This is a genomic window from Psychrobacter sp. P11G3, assembly GCF_001435845.1.
Lineage (GTDB): Bacteria > Pseudomonadota > Gammaproteobacteria > Pseudomonadales > Moraxellaceae > Psychrobacter.
Genome location: NZ_CM003596.1, coordinates 909,805 through 935,474 on the forward strand (window position 1 = coordinate 909,805; position 25,670 = coordinate 935,474).

Genomic DNA, 25,670 nt, shown 5'->3' on the forward strand with positions numbered 1-25,670 from the left:
GATGATTGAGTTACAACAAACGTGGATGCTACCAGCATTAATCGCAATTCCCTTTATTGCAGGGTTGCTATGCTGGTTGGTAGAGCGATTTAATAAACGTCTGCCGCGCTGGATTGCCTTGATCGGTATGATGTTGACCTTTGCTTTGTCATTAGTACTTTGGCAGCAAGGTGATTTTAGCGGTATGAGTAAGCAGGTCATTGCGCCAGATGCTGCAGTGCCTTGGGTAGCAGAGTTTAGTGTGCCGTGGATACCAAGTTTTGGTATTAGCTTTCACTTAGCGCTAGATGGTTTGTCACTGATGATGGTAGCCTTGACAGGCTTGCTTGGTGTGGCTGCCGTTGCCTGTTCGTGGAATGAGATTCAGCGCCGTGTTGGCTTTTTCCACCTAAACTTGCTATGGAGTTTGGGCGGCGTCATCGGTGTTTTCTTAGCCATTGACCTATTCTTATTCTTCTTCTTTTGGGAGATGATGCTGGTTCCGATATATTTCTTGATCGCGATTTGGGGTCATGATGTAGTTGGCAAAACCAAAGAATACGCCGCAACCAAGTTCTTTATCTATACCCAAGCGTCTGGGCTTATCATGCTCATCGGTATTTTGGTATTGGTCATTATCAGCTACGCCCAAAAAGGGGTAGTAAGCTTTAACTATAATGACTTGCTCGGTACGTCACTTGGCGGCTGGGAATATCCAATCATGCTGTGCTTTTTCATTGGCTTTGCGGTGAAGTTGCCAATCATTCCTTTCCACGGTTGGTTGCCAGATGCGCATGCGCAAGCACCAACGGCAGGTTCAGTGGATTTGGCAGGTGTACTAATTAAGACTGCTGCATATGGCTTGATTCGTTTTGTGTTGCCGCTATTTCCAGCAGCGTCACAAGAGTTTGCGCCGATAGCGATTACCCTAGGTACAATTGGTATCTTTTACGGTGCATGGCTTGCATTTATGCAGACTGACATGAAGCGTTTGCTGGCGTATACCAGTATCTCGCACATGGGTTTTGTGGTACTGGCAATCTATGCTGGTACATTACTCAGCTTACAAGGTCTGATGATTCAGATGCTTGCTCATGGCTTGAGTTCAGCCGCACTATTCATCATGGCAGGACAGCTATATGAGCGTCTGCATACACGCGATTTGACTTTGATGGGTGGTATGTGGGGACAGTTCCGCTACTACGCACCGATATTGATGTTCTTCTGTGCTGCGCTGCTAGGTATTCCTGGTACGGGTAACTTCATTGGCGAGTTCATGATTTTATTTGGCTCATTTGCTCAGTATCCAGTATTCGTTATTTTTGCAACATTCAGTTTGGTATTAGCAGGTCTTTACTCGTTGATTTTGATTCATCGCGCACTATTTGGTGAAAACAATATCGCCGCATTGGCAGAGCGAGAGACTAAGTCACATGGCTTACCGACACGTAAACTAAAAGATTTGGGCAAGCGCGAGCTGTCATTACTACTGATGTTAGCCGCTGGTTTGGTATGGCTAGGACTTTACCCACAGCCATTTCTTGATACCTCAAGTCACGCTATGCAGTGGATCAATAACGCATATATATACAGTCAAGTGACACAGGTAGATGCGTCGCAGCTACTTGATGTAATGGAGGCACGTTAAGTCATGAATGATATTACGATGAATGATTTGATAGGATTGTTGCCTTACGCGCCGATTATCGCCGTAGTGATTACGGTACTGACGGTTATGATCGCGATTACCTTTAAACGCTCGCACATGGTCACTGGTACGATTACGGTGGCAGGCTTAAACATCGGTCTATTTACCCTTATCGGGCAAATGATCGGTGTGATTGACAGCGGATCTATCGCGCCAAACGCTGAGCAACTATTTGTTATAGATAACTTTGCTCAGTTTAATATGGTGGTGATTTTTATCTGTGCTTTGGCTTGCTGTACGCTGTCTTATGCGTATCTGGCCAACCTCAAAGATAACAAAGAAGAGCTGTACTTGCTCATGCTGCTATCGACCATTGGTGCATTACTCATGGTAAGCGCGCAGCATATGGCGTCATTCTTTATGAGCCTAGAGATGCTGTCAGTACCACTATATGGTTTGCTCGCTTATACTTATATGCGCAACCAGTCACTTGAGTCGGGACTGAAGTATTTGGTATTGTCGGCGACTGCATCAGCGACGTTGCTGATGGGTATGGCTTTTATCTATGCAGAAGTAGGCTCACTAGCATTTAAGCCAATCAGCATGGTGCTAGGCAATATCTTTGAGTCGCCACTACTGATATTAGGCGCGGCAATGATGATGTTTGGTATCGCCTTTAAACTCTCGGCTGCTCCTTTCCATATGTGGACGCCAGATGTTTACGAAGGTGCTCCAGCGCCTATCGCTACCTTTTTAGCATCAGTATCAAAAGTGGCGATGATGGCACTGGCCGTACGTTTCTTAATCGATACCGCTTTGCTGGCATTGCCATCAGTGCAGATGCTATTAATGGTCATGGCAACTTTATCTATCTTGGTAGGTAACTTGTTGGCAGTACGTCAAACCAGCCTGAAACGTCTACTCGGTTACTCATCTATTGCCCATATGGGTTATGTGATGATCGTGATTGTTAGCATTGGCTCGGCCGCTGATAGTATCTCTAGTATGTATATGGCGGTTTATGCCTTTACCTCTATCGGTGCCTTTGGCGTAGTGACGTTGATGTCGAGTCCGTATCGCTTATCTGGTGAAGCCGATGAGTTGACGCATTATCAAGGGCTATTCTGGCGCCGTCCAGTATTGACTGCTGTCATGACTATCATGATGTTGTCATTGGCTGGTATTCCGTTGACGGCAGGCTTTATCACTAAGCTATTTGCTATCTTAGCTGCGGTACAAGGCACCAACTGGTTCTTGGCTGCGATGATTATCTTAGGCAGTGCGATTGGTCTATTCTACTACTTACGTGTGTTACTCACGCTGTTCAAACGTCCTAAGCAGTTCATCGAGTTTGATGTGTCTGGGCAGTGGGGTATTCGTACCGGTGGTATTATGGTCATTGCTGTGACGGCGATTATTCTATTCTTTGGTATCTTGCCAAATAGTATGATTGAGTGGGCAAGTTTGGCTCGTATTTGGTAATGTTGCTGAGTTAATACGGCAGATAAGTCGCTGCGATCTATCTGTTGTTACGGTTAAAAAACCAAGATGCGCCAGCTTTATGATAAGCTTGGCGCATCTTTTTTTATGCTTACCATTTTGGTATTTATCTTCTTTTGCCTATCAAAGGTATCTTATAAAAATACAGTTTAATAAAGTATAAGTGACGAATAATTATGAGTGATAATATTCAAACCGTAACGGTGCTCAGTACAACCACATGGACGCCAAATTTATTTAGCTTTACCGTCAGTCGTCCCGATAGTTTTAAGTTTACAGCGGGGCAGTTTGTACGCTTGGGCGTCAATCCTAGTCAATTAAAATATTACCAGCAAACTGATGCAAGTGATGAAACTGCTGATACCGCATTGAATGAAGATGTCTTTCGCGCGTATTCGATAGTCTCTTCGCCCTTTGATGAGGTGATAGAGTTTTTCTCTATCGTGATTCCTGATGGTGCATTTACCTCGCAATTGCAGCATTTACAAGTGGGTGATGAACTGCTGCTCAACACCATGCCATTTGGGTTTTTGACGTTAGCACGTTACCAAAAACCACTGCCAAAAGACTTATGGTTGCTGGCAACAGGCACTGGTTTAGCACCGTTTTTGTCAATGCTACAAGATTTAAAGACATGGGAAGATTACGAGCACATTGTATTGGCTTATAGTGCCCGTTCGCTCGATGAACTTGCGTACGTTGAGAAAATCGAGAGCCTACAAGAAGACTTCGGTACACTGGTTGATAATCCAGCAAAGCTTATCTTTATCCCAATCGTCACTCGTGAGCCTGTTGAAGGTGCATTGTCAGAGCGTCTGCCGAAGCTACTGCTAGAAGGTACGTTACAAGCGCGTGCGGGTATCGCATTAGATATTGATAGTACGCATGTCATGCTATGTGGCAACCCAGACATGGTAGAAGATACTAAAGAGGCATTAAAGACATTGGGACTGATAATGAATCGCCGCGGTGAGGGTAATATTGCCGTAGAGAACTACTGGTAGTTGATGACTTTAATAAAAAAACGCTGCATCTACAAGGTCAATAACCTCTAAGATGCAGCGTTTTTTTATGGGATGAACCATTGTCTTATGGGATAAAGCATTAGCGACTTACTCTTGGCTTGGCTCAGTCGCATCGTCTACAGGGTTAATAGGGCCTTGCATCAATTCAGGATCATCATCATCACCGATGATATCTTCGTTACTGCTGGCCGCCAGTAAATCACGATAGTTGATTTGAGCCTTCAAAATCATTTGCTCTTCTTCTAGCTCGCCATAATTTATCTGTACCTTATGCAAGGTACTCATGATTTTCTTGTTGTTTTTTAACCAACGATGGATATCGAGATAAATCACTTCGTCTTTTGCGCGAGCAATATTAACGTACGACAGAATAAAGCCCAAAGGGTCTTTTTTGAGGACGCTATGATAAAACCAAATCGCCAGTTTGACGCCTTGACGTTTAATGAAAGATTCGCAGCGTAAGTTAAGTATGTCAGTATATGTCTGCTGACCAAATACAAATCGTTGCACATTGCGATCGAGTTGAACATGAATTAGGCTAAAGTTACTTGCTACCTCGGCATAGATGCCGCCTGCATTGACAGTGCAGTACAAACGAAACCAATCATCATGCATCTCGACGCGTAGCTCTAAAATGGCTTTTACATTGTCGGTGACGAATGTTTGTAATGCATCGTTAACGTAAGTCTGTGCCACTGGTAATGACAACTCATCTTCGAACTTGTCCGTCGTCTTATTATAGATATCTTTAACCGATTGGGCGATACGCTCCCAACCACTGCCGAATGACTCGTCAAAACGATAGCCAATACTCTCGAAGAACTCATCAAAATTGTCTGAATTATTCACGTTATCAAAGTCACTCAAACTTATTATCCTTATAGGGCGCGTCATTCAATCGGTGACGTAAAAATGGCTAAACAAACTTTGCAGGCTATCATTAATTTGAACGAAAGCTAATCATCTATAATTTCTGAATATCTACGACCATTAGTAATTTTTATACTGATAGGTAGCAAAAGCGAAAAACTGACCTCTGATACTAGTGCACAGTAAATCTGCACTTATTGTGCTGCTTGATTATCTACTTTGTCTAATTAATACGATGCACAGTTCTGATTGTTGCAAAGTATCATGCTACTAATTCTATTGTGCTAAAGCAGTATATAACAAATACAGTGGCTTCAAAATGAACACATGCGTTTTATAGCAATTCATTTGGTATAGACAGTGTTTCGTCTGCCTTATATATTCTCAAATGCATGTTTTTCAATCAGCGGATAAGGTTACCAATACTTTATGGCAGATGTCAAAATGCCGTCTCAGTGCTTATACTGGCGACATAATTCTATGTCATGTTATGATAGCGCCAGTATAAATCATGCCTATCGTTACAACACTTGTTAAATAGTGCTTTGTACTGATGTGCTCACAAGCTGAGATTCATTGTGGCCTATATAAAAGACTCACAGAGCTATCATTTTTCCGCGCAAGCGCCCAAGCGTGATATAAGTTTGCCTGTTGCTATTGTTATTGCGGTGGCTATTCATGTGCTGATTATTTTCGGGATTAGCTTTTCTATAGGAAAAGACCCAGCTGCTATGATGCAAGATGTGGCAAAGGTACTGACCGACAATATGCAGCGCAATGAAGATGCGCACTTTATTGCCAACTCTTCACAAGAGGGCGGCGGTACAATAGAAGAGCAGCTCAGACAAGAGAACAATCAGTTAAGTGCAATGTCTGCTGAGCAAATGAGTGAGACTCAAGACATCGTTAACTTACAGCGTAAAGTGCGTCAGCAGCGTTATCAAGAGAGTTATCTGCGCACGACGTTAAGTTGGCGTCAGGCTACTGTAGAGTCGGATAATGACAGCGAGCAAGCGCAAGATGATGCGATGGCGCAAGAAGAGCGGCTACGTAAGCAGATTGCAACCTTAGAAGCTCAGCTATCTCAGCGTCAGCAGGTCTATGCGACCAAATCCAAAGTCGTGACGATGGATAGCAACTCGACCACACGGGGTGCGGCAGCAGACTATATCAATACATTCCGCGAGCATGTCGAGCGAGTGGGCAACTTGCATTATCCTGTGCAAGCGCGTGTCCAAGGCATTACGGGTGAAGTACGGCTTATGGTTATCATCAGTAACGACGGCAATATCAAAGCCATTCGACTGCTTGAAAGCTCGAACTCTACGATATTGGATGAAGCGGCCAAGCAGTCGGTACGACAAGCAGCACCCTTTGGTCAGTTCACCGAAGACATGAGCGATATTGTCGAGCTGCGCTTGATACGTACTTACCGCTATAGTGATACAGTCGAAGTAACGTACTAAGTAAGGTTAACGTATTTAAGCACTAAGAAGACCGATGCTAAGAAAAAAGCTACTGAAAATAAAGTTGCTGAAAAAATGTCACCGAAGATACAATTGTTAAGAATAACGCTTAACGCACTATTTTTTATCATTACAGATACCCAAGTTCATAACACACAGCTATAAAATAAAGAGTCAGTATGGAATTTTTAGGTTTTACCGTAGATGTCGCTACCTTAACGAGCAACGCCCTAGAGCTGGTCATCAAAGTCGCTTTAGCAATACTTATATTTATTGTGGGACGTTGGCTTGCCAAAAAGGCAGTTGCTTTTTCTGATCGATTGATGACGCGTAGTCACTTAGATGCGACAGTTGCTAGCTTTTTAAGCCGTCTATTGTATGGCGTGCTACTGGTCGTAGTAATCTTGGCTGCCCTTAGCAAAGTCGGTGTACAGACTACATCTGTCGTCGCAATCTTAGGTGGTGCTGCTGTTGCCGTTGGTTTGTCACTAAAAGACCAGCTGTCAAATTTTGCCGCTGGTATTATGATTGTGACGTTCCGCCCTTTTGTACGCGGTGATTATGTACAGATATTGGGTCACACAGGGACGGTCAGAGAAATCAACCTCATTAATACGCACCTGACCACCACTACCAATCACGATATTATTATTCCGAACGGTGATATCACCACTAGTGCGACTATCAACTATAGCTCACTGCCTAATCGCCGTGTTGATATTACCCTTGGTATTGGTTATGACGCTGACATCAAAACTGCCAAAGATATTATGATCAAACTGGCTACTGATAATCCGTTGTCATTCGCTGATCCAGCGCCTATTGTGCGCGTTACTAACTTGGGCGACAACTCAGTTGATCTGACGCTTAATGTTTGGACTACCAACGATGACTGGTGGAGCATGCAGTGCGACTTACTAGAGCAGTTCAAATACGCTCTTGATGACAACAAAATTGATATTCCATTCCCGCAGCGCAGTGTACATGTTAAAGGGTTGGATATGTTGATGGGCAACAAAGACCAGACACCAGCGCCATTGTCTTCTTTAGACAAAGATAATAATGCCTAGAATGTGAAGCCTGTGAATTAATATAGCTAATCCTCTATAAATTGGATACGGTGTCAGTCTCGCTTAGCCTATTACTTATAGTACTTTTACTTGGCTTTTTTGTATCCACATTACATTGAGTCGTCTATAGTTTAAGCAAAATTAACAATCAGCTATCACGATCATAAATAAGGATTTGGCAGCGCAAGATTTTTTAGAATGGCAATCTCAAACGTTTCCATCTCATCTTGTTCAGCTTGTCCAAGCTCATGATCAAAACCTAGTAGGTGTAGCACGCCATGCACTAACAAATGGCTGATGTGCTGCGCCACTGTTTTGTCCTGTTCAGCCGCTTCACGTACCATCACTTCATGACAGATAATTAGCTCTCCAAGAGGCAATGTTGGCATCAGCTCAATGACGGCCGCAGGTAATTCGCTTGGATAAGACAAAATATTGGTCGCATAGTCCTTGCCGCGTGCTTCTAGATTTAGAGCACGACCTTCGACGTCATCAGTGATATATATATCCAATGTTTTAGACTTTTCCTGCCAAAGCTCAGGATCAATATCTGCAAAATAGGATAAGGTCAGACCATTATTAATACGACCATCTATATAATCTAAAGTCGCCATCATGACTGACAGTAAATGCTCGCGATTATAAAAAGTATCTAATATTTCATCTTCAATACTGTCGGTCGCACTGATATCAAGTGCTGCTAAGCTAGCATGGTTGCTAGCAATCTTGTCATCGAAATTAGTATTGTCAGGTTGGCTCATATTGCTGTCCTTTTTATTATAAATAAATGCGTTTTTAAGGCTGCATCGTCTACGTTGTTTATTTGTCAGTTTTTTATCATAAAAGTAGCTTAATTATTATCTCTCATTGCTAAGTTTTTGACTAATAAATAGAGGCCTATGTATAGAATATATAGAGGCTACTATAGCTAAGTGACTGGTAGGCGACTAGTAGCGAAAAAGTTAAAGTCAATAAACTGTTGGTAAGAAAAAACCGGACTACTTTGAGTAATCCGGTTTTCTGATGCAAGATAAATGCTTATAGCAAATGACTGTAATTCAGTGATTAGCTTGATTATTAAAGATTGGCTGCTGCATTAGCGACGGCTTGTCTACGCTCTTGTTCTTTAATACGTTCAAACTTACGTTTTTCTTCTAACGCCATTTGCTCTTCATCAAATACATCATAGGCTTCAACAATTTGCTGTACCAATTGATGTCGTACCACGTCTTTTGAATCAAACTTTGTGATATGAATCTCTTCGATATCCTTTAGAATATCCATTGCTTGGGCCAAGCCTGATTTGTGTCCACGTGGCAAATCCACCTGAGTAATGTCACCAGTGATGACAGCACGTGAGCCAAAGCCCAAACGGGTCAAAAACATTTTCATCTGTTCAGGCGTGGTATTTTGCGCTTCATCGAGAATAACAAACGAGTTATTCAGAGTACGACCGCGCATATAGGCAAGCGGTGCCACTTCGATAATCTGACGCTCAATCATTTTACCGACTTTCTCAAAGCCTATCATCTCATAGAGTGCGTCATATAGCGGGCGTAAGTACGGATCGATCTTTTGGGTCAAATCACCTGGCAAAAAGCCCAGTTTTTCGCCAGCTTCTACCGCTGGACGCACTAGCAAAATACGCTCAATCTCATTACGCTCAAGCATATCGACGGCACACGCCACCGCTAGATACGTTTTACCTGTACCAGCTGGCCCAATACCAAATGACACGTCAGAGCTAAGGACGTTTTTTACATAGCGCTGTTGGTTGCCGCCACGCGGAACGATGCGACCCTTACGCGTACGTAAACTGATGGGCGTAAACTCGCTAGCCTCATCCAAGTCTTCATCATATTCCATATCATCGTGATCTTGTTCGTCTTCTTCGATGTCTTCATCACGAGAGAGGCTAGATTGGATGATGAGATGCAGCTCTTCTGCACTGATGTCTTTGGTGTTCTGTGCTTCATCTACCATTTTGTAGATAATACGTTCACCGCGTTCGACATTGGTCACATCGCCACTCAGGCAAAAATCGCCTTGGCGCTGCATGATTTTAATATCGAGGCGTTCTTGGATATATTTCATATGATTGTTATATTCGCCAAGCACGGTTTTTAGCTGTGCTGGGGTCAATGATTCAAACTTTATACGGCGGCTCATGGAATCAGTCAAGCGATTATCCTTTTATTGTGTACCCGACGCTATGGTTTGGTTTTAATTGCGTGGCGGGTTGCAGAGATAAAATAGTTAGTGGCGTTACAGTGTTTAGATGATAAAAAGATTATAGATGATAAAAATGACGGCGATATTATTGTTGTTTTTGTGGAAGGTAGTAAATGAAAGTAATGAAAGTAATGAAAGTAATGAAAAGTCTTGCCTTTATTATGGTAGAGAATTTTTAAATTTCAAGCCATACATCAGATAGATAGCGCTGTTTTTGTATGCGGATTGCAACTCTACAGCGATTTTCTATAGATTGATTCGATGTTGCTATCAGTTCTATATAATTCATCGCTACCCATCTTATGATGGCGCTTTAATAAGATTGAAGTTTTTGAGTTTTATGAATATAAACCTCGTTTATGATGAGAGTAAAGAAACGATTTGTCTACGGTTAAGACCACGGCAGAATAGACAATTTGTGGTAATCTATGGGCGATACCATAGTTTGCTACAATCCATCTAATAACAGCAGCGACATGATAAAAATTATAAAATAACGTCAGTGACGAGCGGCTATCTATCATTAGTAAATTGCTTGTCCAAAAAATTATACTAGGAAAATAACGATGCAAGATACTGATTCACATTTATCCAATTCTGACAGCATACCTAAAAAGTTCGACAGCATCTCTAAAAACAAAGAAGCGATAACTGACCAGCAAGTGCTTATCGCAGGTGGTGGTCATGTTGGTTTGTCTTTTGCATTGCTATTGGCCCATCACGGTATTGCGAGCACCTTATTAGAAAAAAACAGCTATCCAACCATCAGTCCAACGGATGACAGTACTCGCAGCCATTATTTAGACAGTCGCAATACAGCATTATCGCGGCGCACGGTACAGATATATCAAGAGATTGGACTGTGGGATGAGTTACAAAGCCATGCCTGCCGTATCGACACTGTACAGATTAGTGAGCAAGGCAGTTTTGGGCGCGCGCAGCTGAATAAAGCAGAGGAAAAGGTCGAGTCATTTGGGCAAGTCATCGAAAACGCTTGGCTGGGTCGTAAACTTTTATTAGCCGCACAGCAAGCGCCATTGATTACCTTGATAGATAATGCCAATGTGACAACTGTCCAGCAGCAGGCCGATAGTGTGATACTTAGCTTTAATTACAACGATGAAGCCGAAAACGAGCAGCAGCTACGAGCTAGCGTATTAGTCGCTTGTGATGGGCGCGACTCTACAGTACGCCAATTACTAGATATTGGTACAACTACGTATGACTATCAGCAAACGGCCATCGTCGGCGTAGTAGAGACAGATACGCCACACGAGCATGCAGCGATTGAGCGTTTTAGTCCAGCTGGCCCGCTTGCCGTGCTCCCACTGACTGACCCAGAGGGCGATGGCAACGATGAGTATCAACTAGGTTACAGGCGCTCTGTGGTATGGGTATGCCCAACAGGTGAAGAAACCAGATATCTGGAAGACGACGCCCATTTCTTGCAGACGTTACAACAAGCTTTCGGTCAACGCGCTGGCAAGTTCACCGCTGCTGGTCGCCGCGGCGCCTATCCATTGACCCGCGTACTAGCGAATAAACAAGTAGAAGGGCGCTGCGTCATTATGGGCAATGCCGCTCATACCTTACACCCTGTCGCTGGTCAAGGCTTTAATCTCTGTATGCGAGATGCACATGTGCTGGCACAAATGCTAAATGCACAAGTACTCAAAGGCGCAGATATTGGTGATGCACAGCTATTAAAACGTTATGAAAAAGCACGTCAAACTGACCAGAAGCGAGTGATTCGTTTTTGTGATGCGGTAGTACATGGCTTCACGCATCCTAACCCAGCGATTAAGCTGGCGCGAAATATGGCGCTATTGGCCTTTGATAAATTGCCAAATATCAAGCCATTAGTCGCCACTTATGCGATGGGTCTAAAATCATAGCGCTATAGCTAATCCTCTTTAAAAGAGTGACAGCGTTAACCTCGCTTGAAGTATTGCCTATACATCTGCACTCGGTTGCCTTGCCTCTCTTTTAAACTGAATCAACTATATGTAATTAAGATTGATAATCATCATTCTAATATTGAGCAATATTGAGAGACACCTTATGAAAAACAACCATACGCTGATTATCGGTAGCGGTATCGTTGGGGCAACGCTTGCTCTAAAGCTGGCACAGGAAAAAATGCCAGTGACGTTGATCGATGCCCGTCCTGAGCGTGATGAGTCAGCTTGGCAACATGTACTCAGCAAACGTGATGCACGTGTCTATGCACTCAGTATGGCTAGTATTAATTTGCTTAAGGATATTGGCGCTTGGCAACATATTGCCGTCTCTAAGCGCAAAGCAGATTACTCGCAAATGCAGGTATGGCAGCTAAATGGTATGGGTGAGTTATTATTTGGCGAAAGTGAAGATAGCAGCGCCGAGGATAGTAGTAGTAAAACTCATGAATCTACGTTATTAGGTAGTATGGTAGAGCCTGCTGTTATCGAGTACGCATTATGGCAACGCTTGCACGAAGCTGATTTCAGTGACTATCTGACTCTCATCGCTGGTCACAAAGTTGTCAATATGGACTGGCTGGGTGCGCAGCAAGGCTACCGTGTAACTCTAGACAATGGCGAAGCGATTGATACACGTCTATTAGTTGGTGCTGATGGGCGCGGTTCATTTGTCCGTCAGCAAGCAGGGATTGGCGTAGATACACTTGACTATAATCAAACCGCGATTTGCTGTGCGATTCAGACTGAGAGACCGCATCAGGCAACGGCACGTCAAGCTATGTTACCGACGGGTACACTGGCACTATTGCCATTAGCAGATATAACCGATGTTGATAAGGCAAGCCCGCAGCATTGGCAGTCGATCGTATGGACATTGCCGCGCAATCAGGCATTAGCATTGATAGAGGAAGAAGACCGTTTTATTGCTGATAAGTTAGCAGCTGCCAGCAATTACGAGCTGGGAGCGATTAATCAGATTGAGTCTATCGCTAGTTTTCCATTAGCGGCACAGCAAGCGAAAAGCTACGTCGCTGATAACTTGGTACTTATTGGCGATGCAGCTCATGGCGTACATCCGCTGGCGGGTCAAGGGTTGAACCTCGGTATGCTGGACGTGCAAGTATTATGTGAGCAGCTAAAGCATGACTTTACCCGTAGTGGCGGTACGCTTTGGGGAAGTAATCAAACGCTACGTCATTATGAGCGTTCGCGCCGTCCGCATAATAGCCTAATGATGCATAGCTTTTCTGCGCTTAATTGGCTATTTGCAGGGTCGCTTGCCCAATTGCGTCCTGTGCAGCAAATTCGTAATGAAGGCATGTACCGCGTCGGTAAAATAAAGCCATTGATGCGTTTATTTGCGAAGCAGGCGAGTGGGGTGTAGGAGCTACCCAAGCGTCGAAAAGAACACCATCAGCACTGGTGAGACAATATTGATCAAAAACCCAAAGCTAATCGCTAGTGGCACGACTTTTAGACCACCTGACTGTTGAATGATAGGCAAGGTAAAGTCTAAGCTGGTCGCGCCGCCAAGCCCAACCGCGGCAGAAGGGTATTTGCGCATAAATACCGGAATAAAGATTAATGCAAAGAACTCACGTACCAAGTCATTAAACAACGCGACACTGCCCCAAACCGCGCCATAAGCATCGGTCATGACAATTGCTGACAGCGAGTACCAACCAAACCCTGACGATAGTGCTAAGCCTTTCGTCCATGACACATCCGTAAATAGTAGCGCGAAAATAAGCCCGCCTGCCAATACCGCTAGCGTAAAGATGACACTCATTTCTACGCCGCGTTTATTGAGTAATACTTCTTTTAAGGTGATGCCCGAGCCTTTTAAGCCTATACCAACCAGTAAAATTAAAATCATCAGCATGACGGTCATAGAGTTTTCAGGCGGCATATAATCAGCAGGCAAGAAATAGCCAATCACCATCCCAATCACCACACAAACCACTTGCGCCAAGCTACCTCGAATGCTCACCCGATGCTCTTTAGATTTTACACTTGGTTTTTTGGCATGCCATGGACGCAGATGGTCAAACAGCATAAGCGCAAACAATCCTGAACCAATCGTCAGTATTGATAATACAGTGACATACAGCGCAATTTCACCCAGCTGATTACCCAGGCCTTCTACCTGAGACAGCTCAATACCGATCAACGCTAGGATGATAAATACTAGATATGATAGACCTTTGTCGGCCAATTTTGTCATAGTAGGGTTAGACGGAATGGCAAAGCCAATAAACATTGGCATTAATACCAGAACAAGGGTGACTAGGCTTTCCATGATAAAGGGCTCGCAGCATTTTTAATAAGGCGTTTTTAAGAAGCTGAAGATTGTACCATATAAGGTTAACAGTATTGATATGAGCCACTGAGATTCATTGCAAATCATTGGTCGTTGTTGACTAAAATGGAAAAAACTGGACGCTTATAATGATGATAATAAATATCTTTTTCGAAATGTTTGAACGTTTTTGAGTGCTTTGTAATTCTTTACCTTACAAACTTTTGTTGCTACATTAAAGTACTGAAAATATTTGGCTAGACCCATGTCGCTATATCAGCTCAAAACTCAGTTTCAAAATCAACTACGCCCGATAAGTAATGCGCTGGTTGAGCAAAATATTACTGCTAATCAAGTGACAGTATCCGCTGTTTTATTAAGTATCGGTACTGCCTATATCATTGCCAAACCAACGGCTGAACAGCAGCGGCTGTGGCTTTTATTACCATCATCATTGTTTGTACGTATGGCACTCAATGCCATCGATGGCATGATGGCGCGTGAGCATGGGCAGGCATCAACGCTAGGAGCAATGTTAAACGAGGTAGGTGATATGGTTGCCGATACGGCGCTATTAGCGAGCCTGACCCCTCATATTCTGACCCATTATATCAATGATAAAGAGCGGCAGACGTTAATAGCCAATTTGCCAACGAACATATTAACTTCTCAACATCATATCATTGCTCTGATCGCCCTTAGTATTGGCACCGAGCTGTTAGGCGTTACTAGTAATACCATGTTAGGTGTTCGTGCTAATCAAGGGCCTTTGGGCAAAAGCGATCGTGCCTTCTTATTAGGTATGCTTGGTGCGTTTATGGGCATTAGAGTCAAAGCGCCAGTAAGTATTAAAGGGCAGATGGCTTTACCTGCTATCAGAATAAGTCAATTATTTATATTAACAGAGATAATGCTAGTAAAGACTTGTCTCAATCGACTACGTTATATGACAGAGTTATACTTGATGCACAACCCACCTCAGCTGCGATCCGTACTGGGTGAGTCAACAAACAACTCACTATCTCTTACTGTTGTTTTGCCAAATACTTCTACTGATAACGCTCGCCCATTGGAGTTCAAAGAAATGCCAACCACAACCGTTGATAGTCAAAAATTCGAAGAACAGGCCAGTGTTGGTTTTGACTTGCCTGCATCTAAAATCATCAATGGTGAAAGCTGTTATAACGCTTACGACGGCACGGCTATTTATTATCGCTATTGGCTAACGATGCCTTTAGAAGACATGAAAAAATCAACTATCAAGCAAGCCAGTCAGCCGTTACGCCAAGTTATTTTATTGCACCGAGGGCATGAGCATTCGGGACGATTAGCAGAGCTGGGAGAGCAGTTTGCAACAGCTGGCTATCAGGTGTTTGCTTGGGATGCGCGCGGTAATGGGCGTTCAGGCGGCATCAAAGATCATGCTGAGAGCGTTACCGAGCTTGAGCGAGATTTAGAAAGTTTTGTACAACTGGTGATGGGGCGAACAGGCATTGCTATCGAAGATACATTGATTGTCGCTAGTAGTATCGGCGCGGTATTGGCAGCAGCATGGGTACATGATTATGCGCCTAATATTCGCGGGATGATACTTGGCACGCCTGCGCTCAGTATTCGTCTGTATCTGCCCTTTGCCATACCGTCATTGAAGGTAGCACGTACGCTGGGCCTGATGTCCCGTGTCAGCAGCTATGTTAAAGCACAAGTACTGACCCATGATAAAGACGCGCAGCAGGCTTACAATGATGATCCGTTAATATCCAACAGTATCTCGACCGACTTGCTCATCGATACCCATGCAACTGGTCAGCGTCTACTCGATGATGCTGGTGCTATCACCGTACCGACGTTTGTCTTATGTGCGGGCAAGGATTATGTGGTCGATAAGCAGGCTGAGCGGAAATTCTATGAGGCGATTAATACACCGATCAAACGCTGGCAGCTGTATCCAGACAGCTATCATGCAATTTTTCATGAGACAAATAAAGCCGATGTATTCGCGGACTGTATTGAGTTTGCTGAGCAAGTATTTAGCACACCAGTCCAAGCCCCTGATTTGAGTACCGCTCACTTAAACAGTGCCAGTAAGGATAAAGTGGATCGTTTGGCGATTAAACCATTCAATCCAAACTTTGCAATTACCCGTTTTGCGATGCAAAAGTTCGGTCATGTCAGCGATGCGATTGCCACAGGGCTGGAGCATGGATTTGATTCAGGTCATTCGCTGGATCATGTCTATTACAATAAGCCCAGCGGTCAGAATAAATTTGGACAGGCAGTCGATAAGTTTTATTTAAATAATATTGGCTGGCAAGGTATTCGTATTCGCCGCGAGCACATATTGGAATTGGCACGCTTAGCACTCGCAGATATCGAAGATAAAAACCAAAGCAGCAATAAATCATACCAACCAAAACTGTTAGATATCGCTAGTGGACATGGTTTTTATGCATTTGATCTGCTGACAGAGTTTACAGATTTGTATGCTGAGCTGCGTGATTATGAAATACATAATATACAGGCATTGCAAGCAAAGGCGGAGCGTTTGGCCATGGTCAGTCGAGTCGTGACCAGTCAAAAGGACGCCTTTGATCCTGCCAGTTATATTGATGCAAATACAAATGATACTAGCGCCAATACTAAAAAATCAGATCTCGCTATTGCCTCTGGGTTATTTGAACTATTCTCTGATAATACGCTACCAGCGACGGCTTTGGCAGGTATTTATGACAGTTTAAAATCAGGTGGTTATCTGATTTATACCAACCAACCTTGGCACCCTGAACAGGAATTTATCAGTAAAACACTAAACAATCACCGTGGCAGTAGTTGGGTGATGCGTTGCCGTTCGCAGGCGGAAATGGATCAATTGGTTGAGCGGGCAGGCTTTAAGAAAGTCAAAATGCGTATCGATCGCTTTGGTATCTTTACCGTCTCGTTAGCGCTTAAAACTGTATCAACTGATGACGAGTAATAGATGAATAATCAGCAGGTTAAACCTTATGAGCGTGTTCAGCTGTTTTCAGGGGGCGGTTCACGTTTTGGTTATTATTTGGGCAGTTATGCAGCACTAGCAGCGCATGATTTGACGCCAGACATTATCGTTGGTACTTGCGGTGGGAGTTTGTCTGCTTACTTAGTACAACTTGCGCCTGACCCCAAGGATTTGCAAGCGTCGATGTGCAGCCGTGAGTTGTATCATGTCATCACTGCCATCAGACATGTCGCGCCAGATGAAGCCAATAAACGTCTAAAGCTGCGCTATATGACGAGCGCACTTAAGCGTTGGCGGTTATCAAAGCAAAGGGATAATGGACAAGGACAACGTCAAGCAGACAGCTACGAGCGACTGTTAAATGAGTTACAGCAGTTAGCGATGTTTCGTATCGATAACGAGCAGTATTGGCTAGATGAGCTGTCGCGGTTCGCTGCCAGTAATAATGATAGTGGCAATACTGATAAAGCAACGCCAGAGATAGCAATCATTGCTAGCCGCCTGTATCAAGCACCTGCTAAGGGGTTGTATAATGAGAAATTCGCACTGCAAGAGTTATTATTTGCGCCGCCGTGCTTAGCAAATTTACCAAATTTCGTATCAGGTCTGGCTGAAGAGCAAATAACGTCACCAGCGCATATATTTGCAAACGGACGCATACACCCGTCTGTAAAGGTACAAACACAATGGGATTTTGCCCCAGTGATCCGCGCGTCTATGGCTGACATGTACTATCTACCGCCCACACATATCACAGAGCTTGGCTGGTGCTTGGGAGGTGTGATCAATCTGACACCGATTGAGCTAGCCTGTCAGTTGGGTAACAGCGTATTTGCCGAGACCAAGGCAGGTTATGACGCATGGTTGGCTGCTCCCGCGATTCAGCGCGTTTTCGGTTTTGATCCCAATGAGCGATTAGAAGCAGTACACGGCTATCAACCAATGATAGAGCCATCGCATACTAATAATAATGACCGTCAGCTACATTGGTTACCATTTGCCGATAACGAGCAGCAGCTGGTAGGGCAAAATGTGCAAAAGCGTTTTAATATAAAGCAAATGACTGTTGAGCTTATACACGCTGACTATGATGGTTTTGTGCAGCAAATGCAGGCGCAATGGCAATATGGCTATCAGCGTACGGCCAGTTATATACAGCAGCATAAATTATGAAGACTCTCGTAGAAGATATCGCCGAAACCTATACGCCGCATATTATTATCGTTGGTGGGACAAGTGGCATTGGCTTAGCTTTGGCGTTGCATCATCAGATGCTTGGCTGGCAAGTAAGCGTTGTCGGAAGTAGCGCAGCAAAGATAGCCGATATCAACAGCCAGCATCCTGCTATCGTGACCTATGCATGCGACTTAACTGACTCGGGTCAAACGCAAAAGTTATTAGATGGTTTGTCAGGTGTCAGTTTCCAAAGGCTAATTTATAGTGCTGGCAGTTATACTAATGAGCGTGTCCATCAGTTGAACCAAGCCGACAGCGATCAAATGCTAGCAATTAATTTACAAGCATTTGAGCAAGTTTTTAGATGGGCAAGCAGCCAGTTAAAGCAGCAATATCAGGAGTTGGATTTGATTGGAAGTGAGAGACCTAGCCTTATTTGTATTGCCTCTATCGCAGGTACGATGGATTATCCTTATGCCAGCCTTTATGCAAAAAGCAAACGCGCAATGATTGCTACAGCTAGTGCTTATCGAGCAGCACTTATACCTTATGATATCCAAGTGAACTGTATTGCCTCAGGCTATATTGATACCCAAGCATTGTGTGATTTAAACGATGGCGATGCTAGCCATAAGCCATTTATCATGAGCACGAAGACAGCGGTTCATCATATTATGCAAGCGATTGACGATGATGTAGAACTGGCGATATTTCCACGCTCGATGCGCTATATCACGAGTGCCTTAAATCATTTACCTAAGCCTGTGCTCAATTGGATATTGCGGAGTAAACTGGATAAAGCCAGATAGCATAGATGACTCTGCTATCTGTGCTTTGATTGTATTTAACCAAACAACCAGTAGAGTAGGGTAAATACTGGCACTCCAATCAGCAAACTGTCTATCCGATCTAATACCCCACCATGACCAGCGAGCATCGTTCCGGTATCTTTTACCCCATGTTGGCGCTTAAAGGCTGATTCTAATAAGTCTCCAAATATACCGCTCACAGCTAAGCCATAGGCAGCTAATAGACAGACCCACCAATCAAAAGGAGTGAGCCAAAGACCTAATACTGCTGCCAAGATTGCCGCAACTAAACTGCCAAAGATAGCACCTTCAATGCTTTTATTCGGGCTAATAGTCGGTGCTAGACCTCGTTTAAACAGCTTACGTCCAAGCAGTCGCCCACATAGGTATTGGGCAATATCATTAAACTGACTGGCGAATAATACGAAGAGTAAAACACCATGTTGTTCGCGTTGCCAGGTCAATTGCTGCAAGACAATAAGGCTAATGATGAGTGAGATGAATGCAACACTCAGTAGCAGGTCTAAGTAATTAAGCCGCGTATAGTGTTGAGTCGAGTTGAGAGAGGTTTTCGCTAGCAGGAAAGTACTTGGCTGTAAGCCTTGCGCTTGGAGTTTATGAATGAGTACGGCTTTACTGCGTAAACACCATAGACGTTTAATCTCGTAGCTACCGCGTAAACCAATTAATATAAAAAATAAAATGAGCAGCCATTGATAGGGATATACTTGCAAATGAGAACCTTGCGTATCGTTCTTTATTTTTGCAATCACATAGCAAGTGCAGAGCGCGGTTAGCATCAACCACCACGAGCGGGCTATTAGGTAGATTTTTGGCAAGCGTTTGCGCAGACGAGGTACGGCAAGCACACTCCAAGCCAAGCTGACAATTATCATCAGGGCAATCACAAACACAATATCAGAAGCCATACCGTGGACACTCAAAGAAGAGGTAATATTTTAAGCCTATCCATAATGATAGCTTAAATGCTTCTTTAACTATAGTGTTAGATATCGCCCTTGATTGGTTTGGCTATTATCTGTCGTACGCTTAAATATGGTCAGTAACAGGTATCGGATAACGCTCGTCTTCTATATTGTGAGAAAAGGAGTTAAGCGTAGCGTCTCTCCGTGGCAAAATGATACTGGTAAAAGGTGTTTCAGCTAAGTTAGGATAATCCTCACGGTAATGCCCACCGCGACTTTCAAAACGCTGATAAGCCGATTGAACAATCATCGTTGCTAACGCTAATTGCCTCACCAATTGAAAAATGGCAAGCTCACTGTCAGTAGTAGGAGCTTTACTACTCGTATCAGATAGCATGATCTCAGTATGTTCGATTGACTCTTGCCACTGCTCAATTTGTCGCAATGCTTGCTCTAATTTTTCATCGCTACGTGTGATGCCCATATTGGCTGTCAAAAGAGCTTTCAACGCTATAGTTATCTCTGCAATATCTACGTCAGAATGAAACGCCTTATCGACCTTATAAATTGGGAGTGATGACTGCTTGGAAGATAGCAAGATAACAAATTGTGTGTTTTCTAATGTCGGATATTGCCAAATATCGGCAGCCAACTGATGCAGTTCATAAGAGGCAGTCGTATGTGGCTGTGCCATTTTTTCTAAAGTTTCAGCCGTTTTCTCTAAAGCTTCTAAGTTCTTTAAGTTTTCCAATTTTGTTAAATAATGAGGTAAGTTGGCGGCGATGTTGCGACCAACCACCACACACTCCAACAATGAATTGCTTGCTAAACGGTTGGCCCCGTGCAGCCCTGTATAAGCAACTTCACCTGCTGCATACAGCCCTGCAATATCGGTCAATCCATTGGCATCAGTCACCACGCCGCCACAACTATAGTGGGCAGTCGGAGCGACCGGAATAGGGTCTGTCGTCATATCGATACCGAGTGCTAGCAGCGTCTGATAAATCTGTGGGAAATGCGCTTGTATAAATGCGGCTGGCAAGTGACTGACATCAAGATGTACATAGCCAAGTCCGTTACTACTAATCTGATTGGCTATTGCTCGAGCGACGATATCGCGTGGCGCCAATTCAGCGCGCTCATCAATGTCTAACATAAAGCGCGCACCAGTCTGTGGGCAATACAGTCGCCCACCTTCACCGCGTAACGCTTCAGATATCAAAAAGCTGCTGTCATCTAATGCCAGACCCGTTGGGTGAAATTGAATAAATTCTAAATTTGCTAAGCGGCAACCTGCCTGCCATGCCATGATAACGCCATCACCGACACAAACGTTAGGTGCGCTGGCACGCTTAAATAGTTGGCCCAAGCCACCACTAGCGAGTACAACAGCCGCACTATAAATGGTGAGTTGGCGCTCATTGATATGATCAAAGACCAGCGCCCCTCGGCAATGTCTAATCTCGCTATCGTCCATGCTAAAAAAAGAGCTGCTAATCATAGGTGAAGTCAGTAACTCTAATGCTTCATGATAAGGCAAGATAGTGATATTGGCCGCAGTCTGTGCTTTGATGTTTAATGCGTCCATAACGTGTCGACCCGTTGCATCATCCGCATGAGCCACACGTCTACAGCCATGACCGCCTTCTTTGGTCAAGTGTAAGTCACTGGTTTTTAAGACTGCAAAATCAGGTGTATTATCATTTTCTTTAATTAGAGTGGTTTGAGTAAATGGCACACCTTGCTCGCATAGCCACTGCACCGCTTGCTGTCCTGCACCCAAGATACGGGCAGTATTGTCCGTCGCACACAATCCTGCGCCAGCGATTAAGGTATCAGCGACATGCTCAGTCACAGAGTCTGCTTTGTCTAAGCTAGCTGCGATACCACCTTGAGCGTAGTGACTTGAGCACACCTCAAGTGCCGCTTTGCTTAAAACAGTGATATTCAGCGATTTTGGCAGAGATAGCGCGGTGCTCAAACCTGCCAGACCAGCTCCAATAATAAGAACATCAGTTTTTATAATATTACTCATATCACTGCTGCTCCTGTTATTTTTATAGCGAGTGGTGTTGGAACAATCAACTGAATGCGACTGACTCATGCTAGGCTGCCCCAACGTTAGCGAACAGCGCACGGTCTTTTACAATGTCGCCACTGGCGGCTACGCGTTGCTTTTGTGCTTCAGCAAAATCGAGCATCCGTTGTAATGGTTTTTTTGCTGCAGTCGCTAACTCAGGTGTCATTAGTACTTCACCGCTTTGATTGGTTAAGCACTGCTCAATACCTTTTAGACCGTTCATTGCCATCCAAGGACAAAACGCACAGCTCTTACAGCTTGCACTCTCACCAGCAGTTGGTGCGGCCAAAAAGCGCTTGTTTGGCGAGCGTTTTTGCATCTCGTGCAATATGCCCAAATCAGTAGCGACGATAAAGGTATCAGCATCCATCTCATACGTTGATTGCAAAAGCTTGCTAGTCGAGCCGACCACATCAGCGAGTGCTACCACGCTATCAGGTGACTCAGGATGCACCAAGACTTTGGCCTCTGGATGTTTCTCTTTTAATTGCATTAACTCAGTAGCTTTAAATTCGTTATGCACGAGGCAAGACCCTTGCCACAGCAGCATATCGGCGCCAGTCTCACGAGCGATGTATTTGCCCAAATGGCGATCAGGCCCCCAAATAATAGGCTCGCCTTGGGCATGTAAGTGACGAACGATGTCGATACCGACAGATGAGGTGACCACCCAATCAGCTCTCGCTTTTACCGCGGCGCTGGTATTGGCGTAGACGACGACAGTACGTTCAGGATGAGCATCACAAAATGCTGAAAACTCATCAGCAGGACAGCCCAAATCAAGCGAACATTCGGCTTCCAAATCTGGCATGAGGACAGTCTTTTCCATGCTCAATATTTTTGCTGATTCACCCATAAAGCGCACACCAGCGACAACCAATGTTTGGGCGCTATGAGCTTGTCCAAACCGAGCCATTTCAAGTGAGTCACCGACGCAGCCACCGGTTGCAAATGCCAAGTCTTGGATAAAAGGGTCGACATAGTAGTGTGCTACCAGTACGGCATTATTCTCTTTCAGTAGCTTCTTGATATTTTCTTCAATCACGATGCGTTCAGCGTGAGGCAAGTCTGCTGGCATTTTAGCCTTGGCATATTCAATGTTCATCTGAGTGGCGATGCGATTGTCCGTACTCATGATAGGTGCGTCGTAAGGATATTTTTTCATAATGGCAGCCTTTGTTGGTGCGATAACGATAAATGTGTGTGCTAAAAAATGGGTAATTGGACATAACAAATTTATAAGTTGTCTTAATTATGCTCATTTTGAGCATAATTACAAGTGGTTTTTTATACTCAATAAGTCAAAAGATTGGTTTTTAGTGCCCGAAATGACGTGCAGTTAAGCCGTACTAAGCTTAGAAATGATGCTAATTCATGCCTCTTATGACTATTTATCGCCATTGATTTTTCATACTTACAACCACAGACTATGATAGTTTTAGATTCGAGCTATACTAAGTCATACCATAGCTATTAACCCCAGTAGCCTTTCACATTTCAGAGAAAAAGGATAATTCCCAAAGCCATGACGTTGTCTTATTCACATGCGCACCAGCAAGGTAGCGGCACGACAGAAGTGGTCGCCGTATTGGTCGCTATCACCGATCATATCGCGCGCGTTCTAACCGTTGACCAAGGCAAGCTGTTGCCAAATGGGCCGCTTATGCCGCTACATCGCTCGTTGCAAGCGGGCGTACGTCAGTGGGTAGAGGAGCAAACACAACAACCGCTCGGATACTTGGAGCAGTTATATACCTTTGTCGATACTAACAGGCGTAACATCGACGGTCATGCGTTGGTGTATGTGAGTTATTTAGGTTTGGTACAAGAGACGCAAACGCAGGCACTCCAAAGCAAAGCACTCTGGCGAGATTGGTACGACTATTTCCCATGGGAAAATCATTTGGACGGTATGCCTAGTATTATTATGGACTTTATCGTGCCTGCGCTACTCGAATGGGCCAATACTGCCAACGACTCGATTGTCCAACAGCGCAGGCGTCAGCGTATTGGCTTATGTTGGGGACTAAACGAAGCGTTTTTAGCAAGTGGTAAACTCACTAACAGTCAATCCGTCAACGAACACGATAATGAAAGTAGAGAATGGATTGCAGAGCATGTACTACTACGTTATGAAATGCTTTATGAAGCAGGTTTAATCCCTGAAGCCCCTAATTATCCGCCTAACTATCAAGCTGTTACCTTGCCAGAGGACTGGTCACAACGCATAGGTGTACCCATGTATTATGATCACCGTCGCGTGATTGCTACTGCTATCTCAAGACTGCGCGCGAAAATTGAATATAGACCGCTTATTTTTGGGCTGATGCCAGACGTCTTTACCTTATCGCAGTTGCAGCAGAGTATTGAAGCACTATCAGGAGTACGCTTGCACAAGCAAAATTTTCGTCGATTGCTTGATTCACAAAATCTAGTAATGGAGACAGGAGAGAGTAGTACTGCTCAGCGCGGTCGTCCTGCCAAACTATATCGCTTCCGCCATGATATTGAGTTACAGAGTTTATTGATGGATAGCAAACTTCCTAAGCGCAAATAATGATGAGCATCCAATAATCTCTCGTACTTGAAATGGCTAGTAAAACGAAAAATTTGTCACCTTTCCTTGCAGGGCCGCTAACTTTACGCTATATTTATGCTCATTTTGAGTTTAAATAACGAGCAGTTTCTATCAATATCATGCCTAGATAAGGGTCAAAGATGACAATTGAACAAGAGCCAGCATTGGATGACGTATTGCTTAAACCATTGGTTGAGAATGCACTAACTGAAGATTTGGGTAGGCGTGGTGATGTAACCTCACAAGCTACTATCCCAGCCGATATGCAAGCGCAGCTACAGATCAAGGCGCGGCAAGCAGGCGTGATATGTGGTATCGATTTGGCACGTTTGTCTTTTGCCTTAGTCGATGCACAAATTGAGTTTATTGCACAAGTACAGGATGGCGAAACAGTAGAGGCTGGCGCAGTGTTAGCGACCGTAAAAGGTAACGCGCGTCACTTATTGACAGCAGAACGCACGGCACTGAACTTTATGACCCATCTCAGCGGTATTGCGACAGCGACCCGTCAGATTGTCGATAGCGTGGCCCAATATCCTGCGCAGATTACTTGTACACGCAAGACCATTCCAGGCTTACGTATTATACAAAAATACGCCGTACGCTGCGGCGGCGGACGTAATCATCGCTTGGGGTTGGATGATGCGATTTTAATCAAAGACAATCATATCGCCATTGCGGGTGATATAAAAACAGCCATTCAGCAAGCACAGAAATTTGCTGGGCATCTGATTCCTATTGAGGTCGAAGTCGATACACTAGAGCAATTAAAGCAAGCGCTCGATGCAGGTGTGAGTTTAGTACTATTGGACAATATGTCGCCTGAAACATTGTCGCAAGCGGTTACTATGTGTAAGGGTCGAGCAAAGACTGAAGCCTCAGGTGGTATTACGCCTGAAACGGTACAAGCGGCGGCAAGTACGGGGGTTGATTTTATCGCGATGGGTTATTTGACGCACAGTACTACAGCCTTGGATATTGGGCTGGATTTTAGTGCATAAGTGCATAAGTGCAGACGTGCTAAAGGTTAATAGTGCTACAAGCGCTCGATTTTAT

19 protein-coding genes are annotated in these 25,670 nt (G+C 44.2%); 12 read left to right on the forward strand and 7 right to left on the reverse strand.

Annotated elements, in window-relative coordinates; all coding sequences use genetic code 11:
- Position 1: 1 nt before the first annotated feature.
- The 3 genes from nuoM to AK824_RS03835 all read left to right on the forward strand — a co-directional run bounded on the left by nuoM (position 2) and on the right by AK824_RS03835 (position 4,131).
- On the forward strand, positions 2-1,627 hold the full coding sequence (nuoM, locus tag AK824_RS03825; RefSeq protein ID WP_057758939.1) for an NADH-quinone oxidoreductase subunit M: 1,626 nt from the start codon (positions 2-4) through the stop codon (positions 1,625-1,627).
- Between the two features lie 3 nt (positions 1,628-1,630).
- On the forward strand, positions 1,631-3,109 hold the full coding sequence (locus tag AK824_RS03830; RefSeq protein WP_057758941.1) for an NADH-quinone oxidoreductase subunit N: 1,479 nt from the start codon (positions 1,631-1,633) through the stop codon (positions 3,107-3,109).
- 191 nt (positions 3,110-3,300) lie between these two features.
- Positions 3,301-4,131 (forward strand): ferredoxin--NADP reductase, encoded by an 831-nt coding sequence (locus AK824_RS03835; protein WP_413772211.1) that lies wholly within the window; start codon positions 3,301-3,303, stop codon positions 4,129-4,131.
- A 108-nt stretch (positions 4,132-4,239) separates the two neighbouring features.
- Here AK824_RS03835 and AK824_RS03840 read toward each other — a convergent pair whose 3' ends face one another.
- Positions 4,240-5,019: a hypothetical protein gene (locus AK824_RS03840; RefSeq protein WP_227511197.1), complete on the reverse strand. Its 780-nt coding sequence runs from the start codon at positions 5,017-5,019 to the stop codon at positions 4,240-4,242.
- A gap of 581 nt (positions 5,020-5,600) precedes the next feature.
- On the opposite strand from AK824_RS03840, the gene AK824_RS03845 reads away from it, so the two are divergent.
- On the forward strand, positions 5,601-6,488 hold the full coding sequence (locus AK824_RS03845) for a TonB family protein (protein WP_057758947.1): 888 nt from the start codon (positions 5,601-5,603) through the stop codon (positions 6,486-6,488).
- A 179-nt stretch (positions 6,489-6,667) separates the two neighbouring features.
- Positions 6,668-7,558: a mechanosensitive ion channel family protein gene (locus AK824_RS03850; RefSeq protein WP_057758949.1), complete on the forward strand. Its 891-nt coding sequence runs from the start codon at positions 6,668-6,670 to the stop codon at positions 7,556-7,558.
- Positions 7,559-7,719: 161 nt separating this feature from the next.
- Here AK824_RS03850 and ybeY read toward each other — a convergent pair whose 3' ends face one another.
- Positions 7,720-8,319: an rRNA maturation RNase YbeY gene (gene ybeY, locus AK824_RS03855; protein WP_057758951.1), complete on the reverse strand. Its 600-nt coding sequence runs from the start codon at positions 8,317-8,319 to the stop codon at positions 7,720-7,722.
- A 316-nt stretch (positions 8,320-8,635) separates the two neighbouring features.
- Positions 8,636-9,739: a PhoH family protein gene (locus AK824_RS03860; protein ID WP_179798643.1), complete on the reverse strand. Its 1,104-nt coding sequence runs from the start codon at positions 9,737-9,739 to the stop codon at positions 8,636-8,638.
- A 617-nt stretch (positions 9,740-10,356) separates the two neighbouring features.
- On the opposite strand from AK824_RS03860, the gene AK824_RS03865 reads away from it, so the two are divergent.
- Both AK824_RS03865 and AK824_RS03870 read left to right on the forward strand, forming a co-directional pair.
- Positions 10,357-11,685, forward strand: a complete 1,329-nt coding sequence (locus AK824_RS03865; RefSeq protein WP_082624564.1) for a UbiH/UbiF/VisC/COQ6 family ubiquinone biosynthesis hydroxylase — start codon at positions 10,357-10,359, stop codon at positions 11,683-11,685.
- Between the two features lie 166 nt (positions 11,686-11,851).
- Positions 11,852-13,135: an FAD-dependent monooxygenase gene (locus tag AK824_RS03870; protein ID WP_057758955.1), complete on the forward strand. Its 1,284-nt coding sequence runs from the start codon at positions 11,852-11,854 to the stop codon at positions 13,133-13,135.
- A 3-nt stretch (positions 13,136-13,138) separates the two neighbouring features.
- Here the strand turns inward: AK824_RS03870 and AK824_RS03875 are convergent, their stop codons facing one another.
- Positions 13,139-14,050: a LysO family transporter gene (locus AK824_RS03875; RefSeq protein ID WP_057758957.1), complete on the reverse strand. Its 912-nt coding sequence runs from the start codon at positions 14,048-14,050 to the stop codon at positions 13,139-13,141.
- A gap of 265 nt (positions 14,051-14,315) precedes the next feature.
- Here AK824_RS03875 and AK824_RS03880 point away from each other — a divergent pair, with 265 nt between their 5' ends.
- Genes AK824_RS03880 through AK824_RS03890 form a run of 3 tightly spaced genes read left to right on the forward strand, consistent with a single transcriptional unit; the run spans position 14,316 to position 19,030 of the window.
- Positions 14,316-17,024 carry an alpha/beta fold hydrolase gene (locus AK824_RS03880; protein ID WP_057758959.1) on the forward strand — a complete coding sequence of 903 codons (2,709 nt, stop codon included), beginning with the start codon at positions 14,316-14,318 and terminating at the stop codon, positions 17,022-17,024.
- Positions 17,025-17,027: 3 nt separating this feature from the next.
- Positions 17,028-18,218, forward strand: coding sequence for a patatin-like phospholipase family protein (locus tag AK824_RS03885; RefSeq protein WP_057758961.1), 1,191 nt, complete (start codon positions 17,028-17,030; stop codon positions 18,216-18,218).
- Positions 18,215-19,030, forward strand: a complete 816-nt coding sequence (locus AK824_RS03890) for an SDR family NAD(P)-dependent oxidoreductase (protein ID WP_057758963.1) — start codon at positions 18,215-18,217, stop codon at positions 19,028-19,030. Before AK824_RS03885 ends, AK824_RS03890 begins: the two co-directional genes overlap by 4 nt.
- A gap of 35 nt (positions 19,031-19,065) precedes the next feature.
- Here AK824_RS03890 and AK824_RS03895 read toward each other — a convergent pair whose 3' ends face one another.
- The 3 genes from AK824_RS03895 to nadA form a co-directional block, all read right to left on the reverse strand.
- Positions 19,066-19,959, reverse strand: a complete 894-nt coding sequence (locus AK824_RS03895) for a phosphatidate cytidylyltransferase (protein ID WP_057758965.1) — start codon at positions 19,957-19,959, stop codon at positions 19,066-19,068.
- A 121-nt stretch (positions 19,960-20,080) separates the two neighbouring features.
- Positions 20,081-21,991, reverse strand: coding sequence for an L-aspartate oxidase (nadB, locus tag AK824_RS03900; RefSeq protein WP_156410682.1), 1,911 nt, complete (start codon positions 21,989-21,991; stop codon positions 20,081-20,083).
- Between the two features lie 70 nt (positions 21,992-22,061).
- A complete protein-coding gene (gene nadA / locus AK824_RS03905) occupies positions 22,062-23,201 on the reverse strand; it encodes a quinolinate synthase NadA (protein ID WP_057758969.1) in 1,140 nt (379 codons plus the stop codon).
- A gap of 360 nt (positions 23,202-23,561) precedes the next feature.
- On the opposite strand from nadA, the gene AK824_RS03910 reads away from it, so the two are divergent.
- Together AK824_RS03910 and nadC are read left to right on the forward strand one after the other, a co-directional pair.
- The gene (locus AK824_RS03910; protein WP_057758971.1) at positions 23,562-24,593 is read left to right on the forward strand and encodes an NUDIX hydrolase; all 1,032 of its coding nucleotides are present in this window, start codon (positions 23,562-23,564) and stop codon (positions 24,591-24,593) included.
- A gap of 161 nt (positions 24,594-24,754) precedes the next feature.
- Entirely contained in the window at positions 24,755-25,615 is an 861-nt protein-coding gene (gene nadC, locus AK824_RS03915; protein WP_057758973.1) for a carboxylating nicotinate-nucleotide diphosphorylase, read from the forward strand.
- The last annotated feature ends 55 nt before the right edge of the window (positions 25,616-25,670 follow it).

Bases quoted from the DNA above. Each gene is read 5' to 3' on its own strand.
- nadB (WP_156410682.1), bottom strand. From the start codon at position 21,991: ATGAGTAATATTATAAAAACTGATGTTCTTATTATTGGAGCTGGTCTG.
- AK824_RS03885 (WP_057758961.1), top strand. From the start codon at position 17,028: ATGAATAATCAGCAGGTTAAACCTTATGAGCGTGTTCAGCTGTTTTCA.
- AK824_RS03870 (WP_057758955.1), top strand. From the start codon at position 11,852: ATGAAAAACAACCATACGCTGATTATCGGTAGCGGTATCGTTGGGGCA.
- ybeY (WP_057758951.1), bottom strand. From the start codon at position 8,319: ATGAGCCAACCTGACAATACTAATTTCGATGACAAGATTGCTAGCAAC.
- nadC (WP_057758973.1), top strand. From the start codon at position 24,755: ATGACAATTGAACAAGAGCCAGCATTGGATGACGTATTGCTTAAACCA.
- AK824_RS03875 (WP_057758957.1), bottom strand. From the start codon at position 14,050: ATGGAAAGCCTAGTCACCCTTGTTCTGGTATTAATGCCAATGTTTATT.
- AK824_RS03890 (WP_057758963.1), top strand. From the start codon at position 18,215: ATGAAGACTCTCGTAGAAGATATCGCCGAAACCTATACGCCGCATATT.
- AK824_RS03850 (WP_057758949.1), top strand. From the start codon at position 6,668: ATGGAATTTTTAGGTTTTACCGTAGATGTCGCTACCTTAACGAGCAAC.
- AK824_RS03910 (WP_057758971.1), top strand. From the start codon at position 23,562: ATGACGTTGTCTTATTCACATGCGCACCAGCAAGGTAGCGGCACGACA.
- AK824_RS03895 (WP_057758965.1), bottom strand. From the start codon at position 19,959: ATGGCTTCTGATATTGTGTTTGTGATTGCCCTGATGATAATTGTCAGC.
- nuoM (WP_057758939.1), top strand. From the start codon at position 2: ATGATTGAGTTACAACAAACGTGGATGCTACCAGCATTAATCGCAATT.
- AK824_RS03880 (WP_057758959.1), top strand. From the start codon at position 14,316: ATGTCGCTATATCAGCTCAAAACTCAGTTTCAAAATCAACTACGCCCG.
- AK824_RS03830 (WP_057758941.1), top strand. From the start codon at position 1,631: ATGAATGATATTACGATGAATGATTTGATAGGATTGTTGCCTTACGCG.
- nadA (WP_057758969.1), bottom strand. From the start codon at position 23,201: ATGAAAAAATATCCTTACGACGCACCTATCATGAGTACGGACAATCGC.
- AK824_RS03865 (WP_082624564.1), top strand. From the start codon at position 10,357: ATGCAAGATACTGATTCACATTTATCCAATTCTGACAGCATACCTAAA.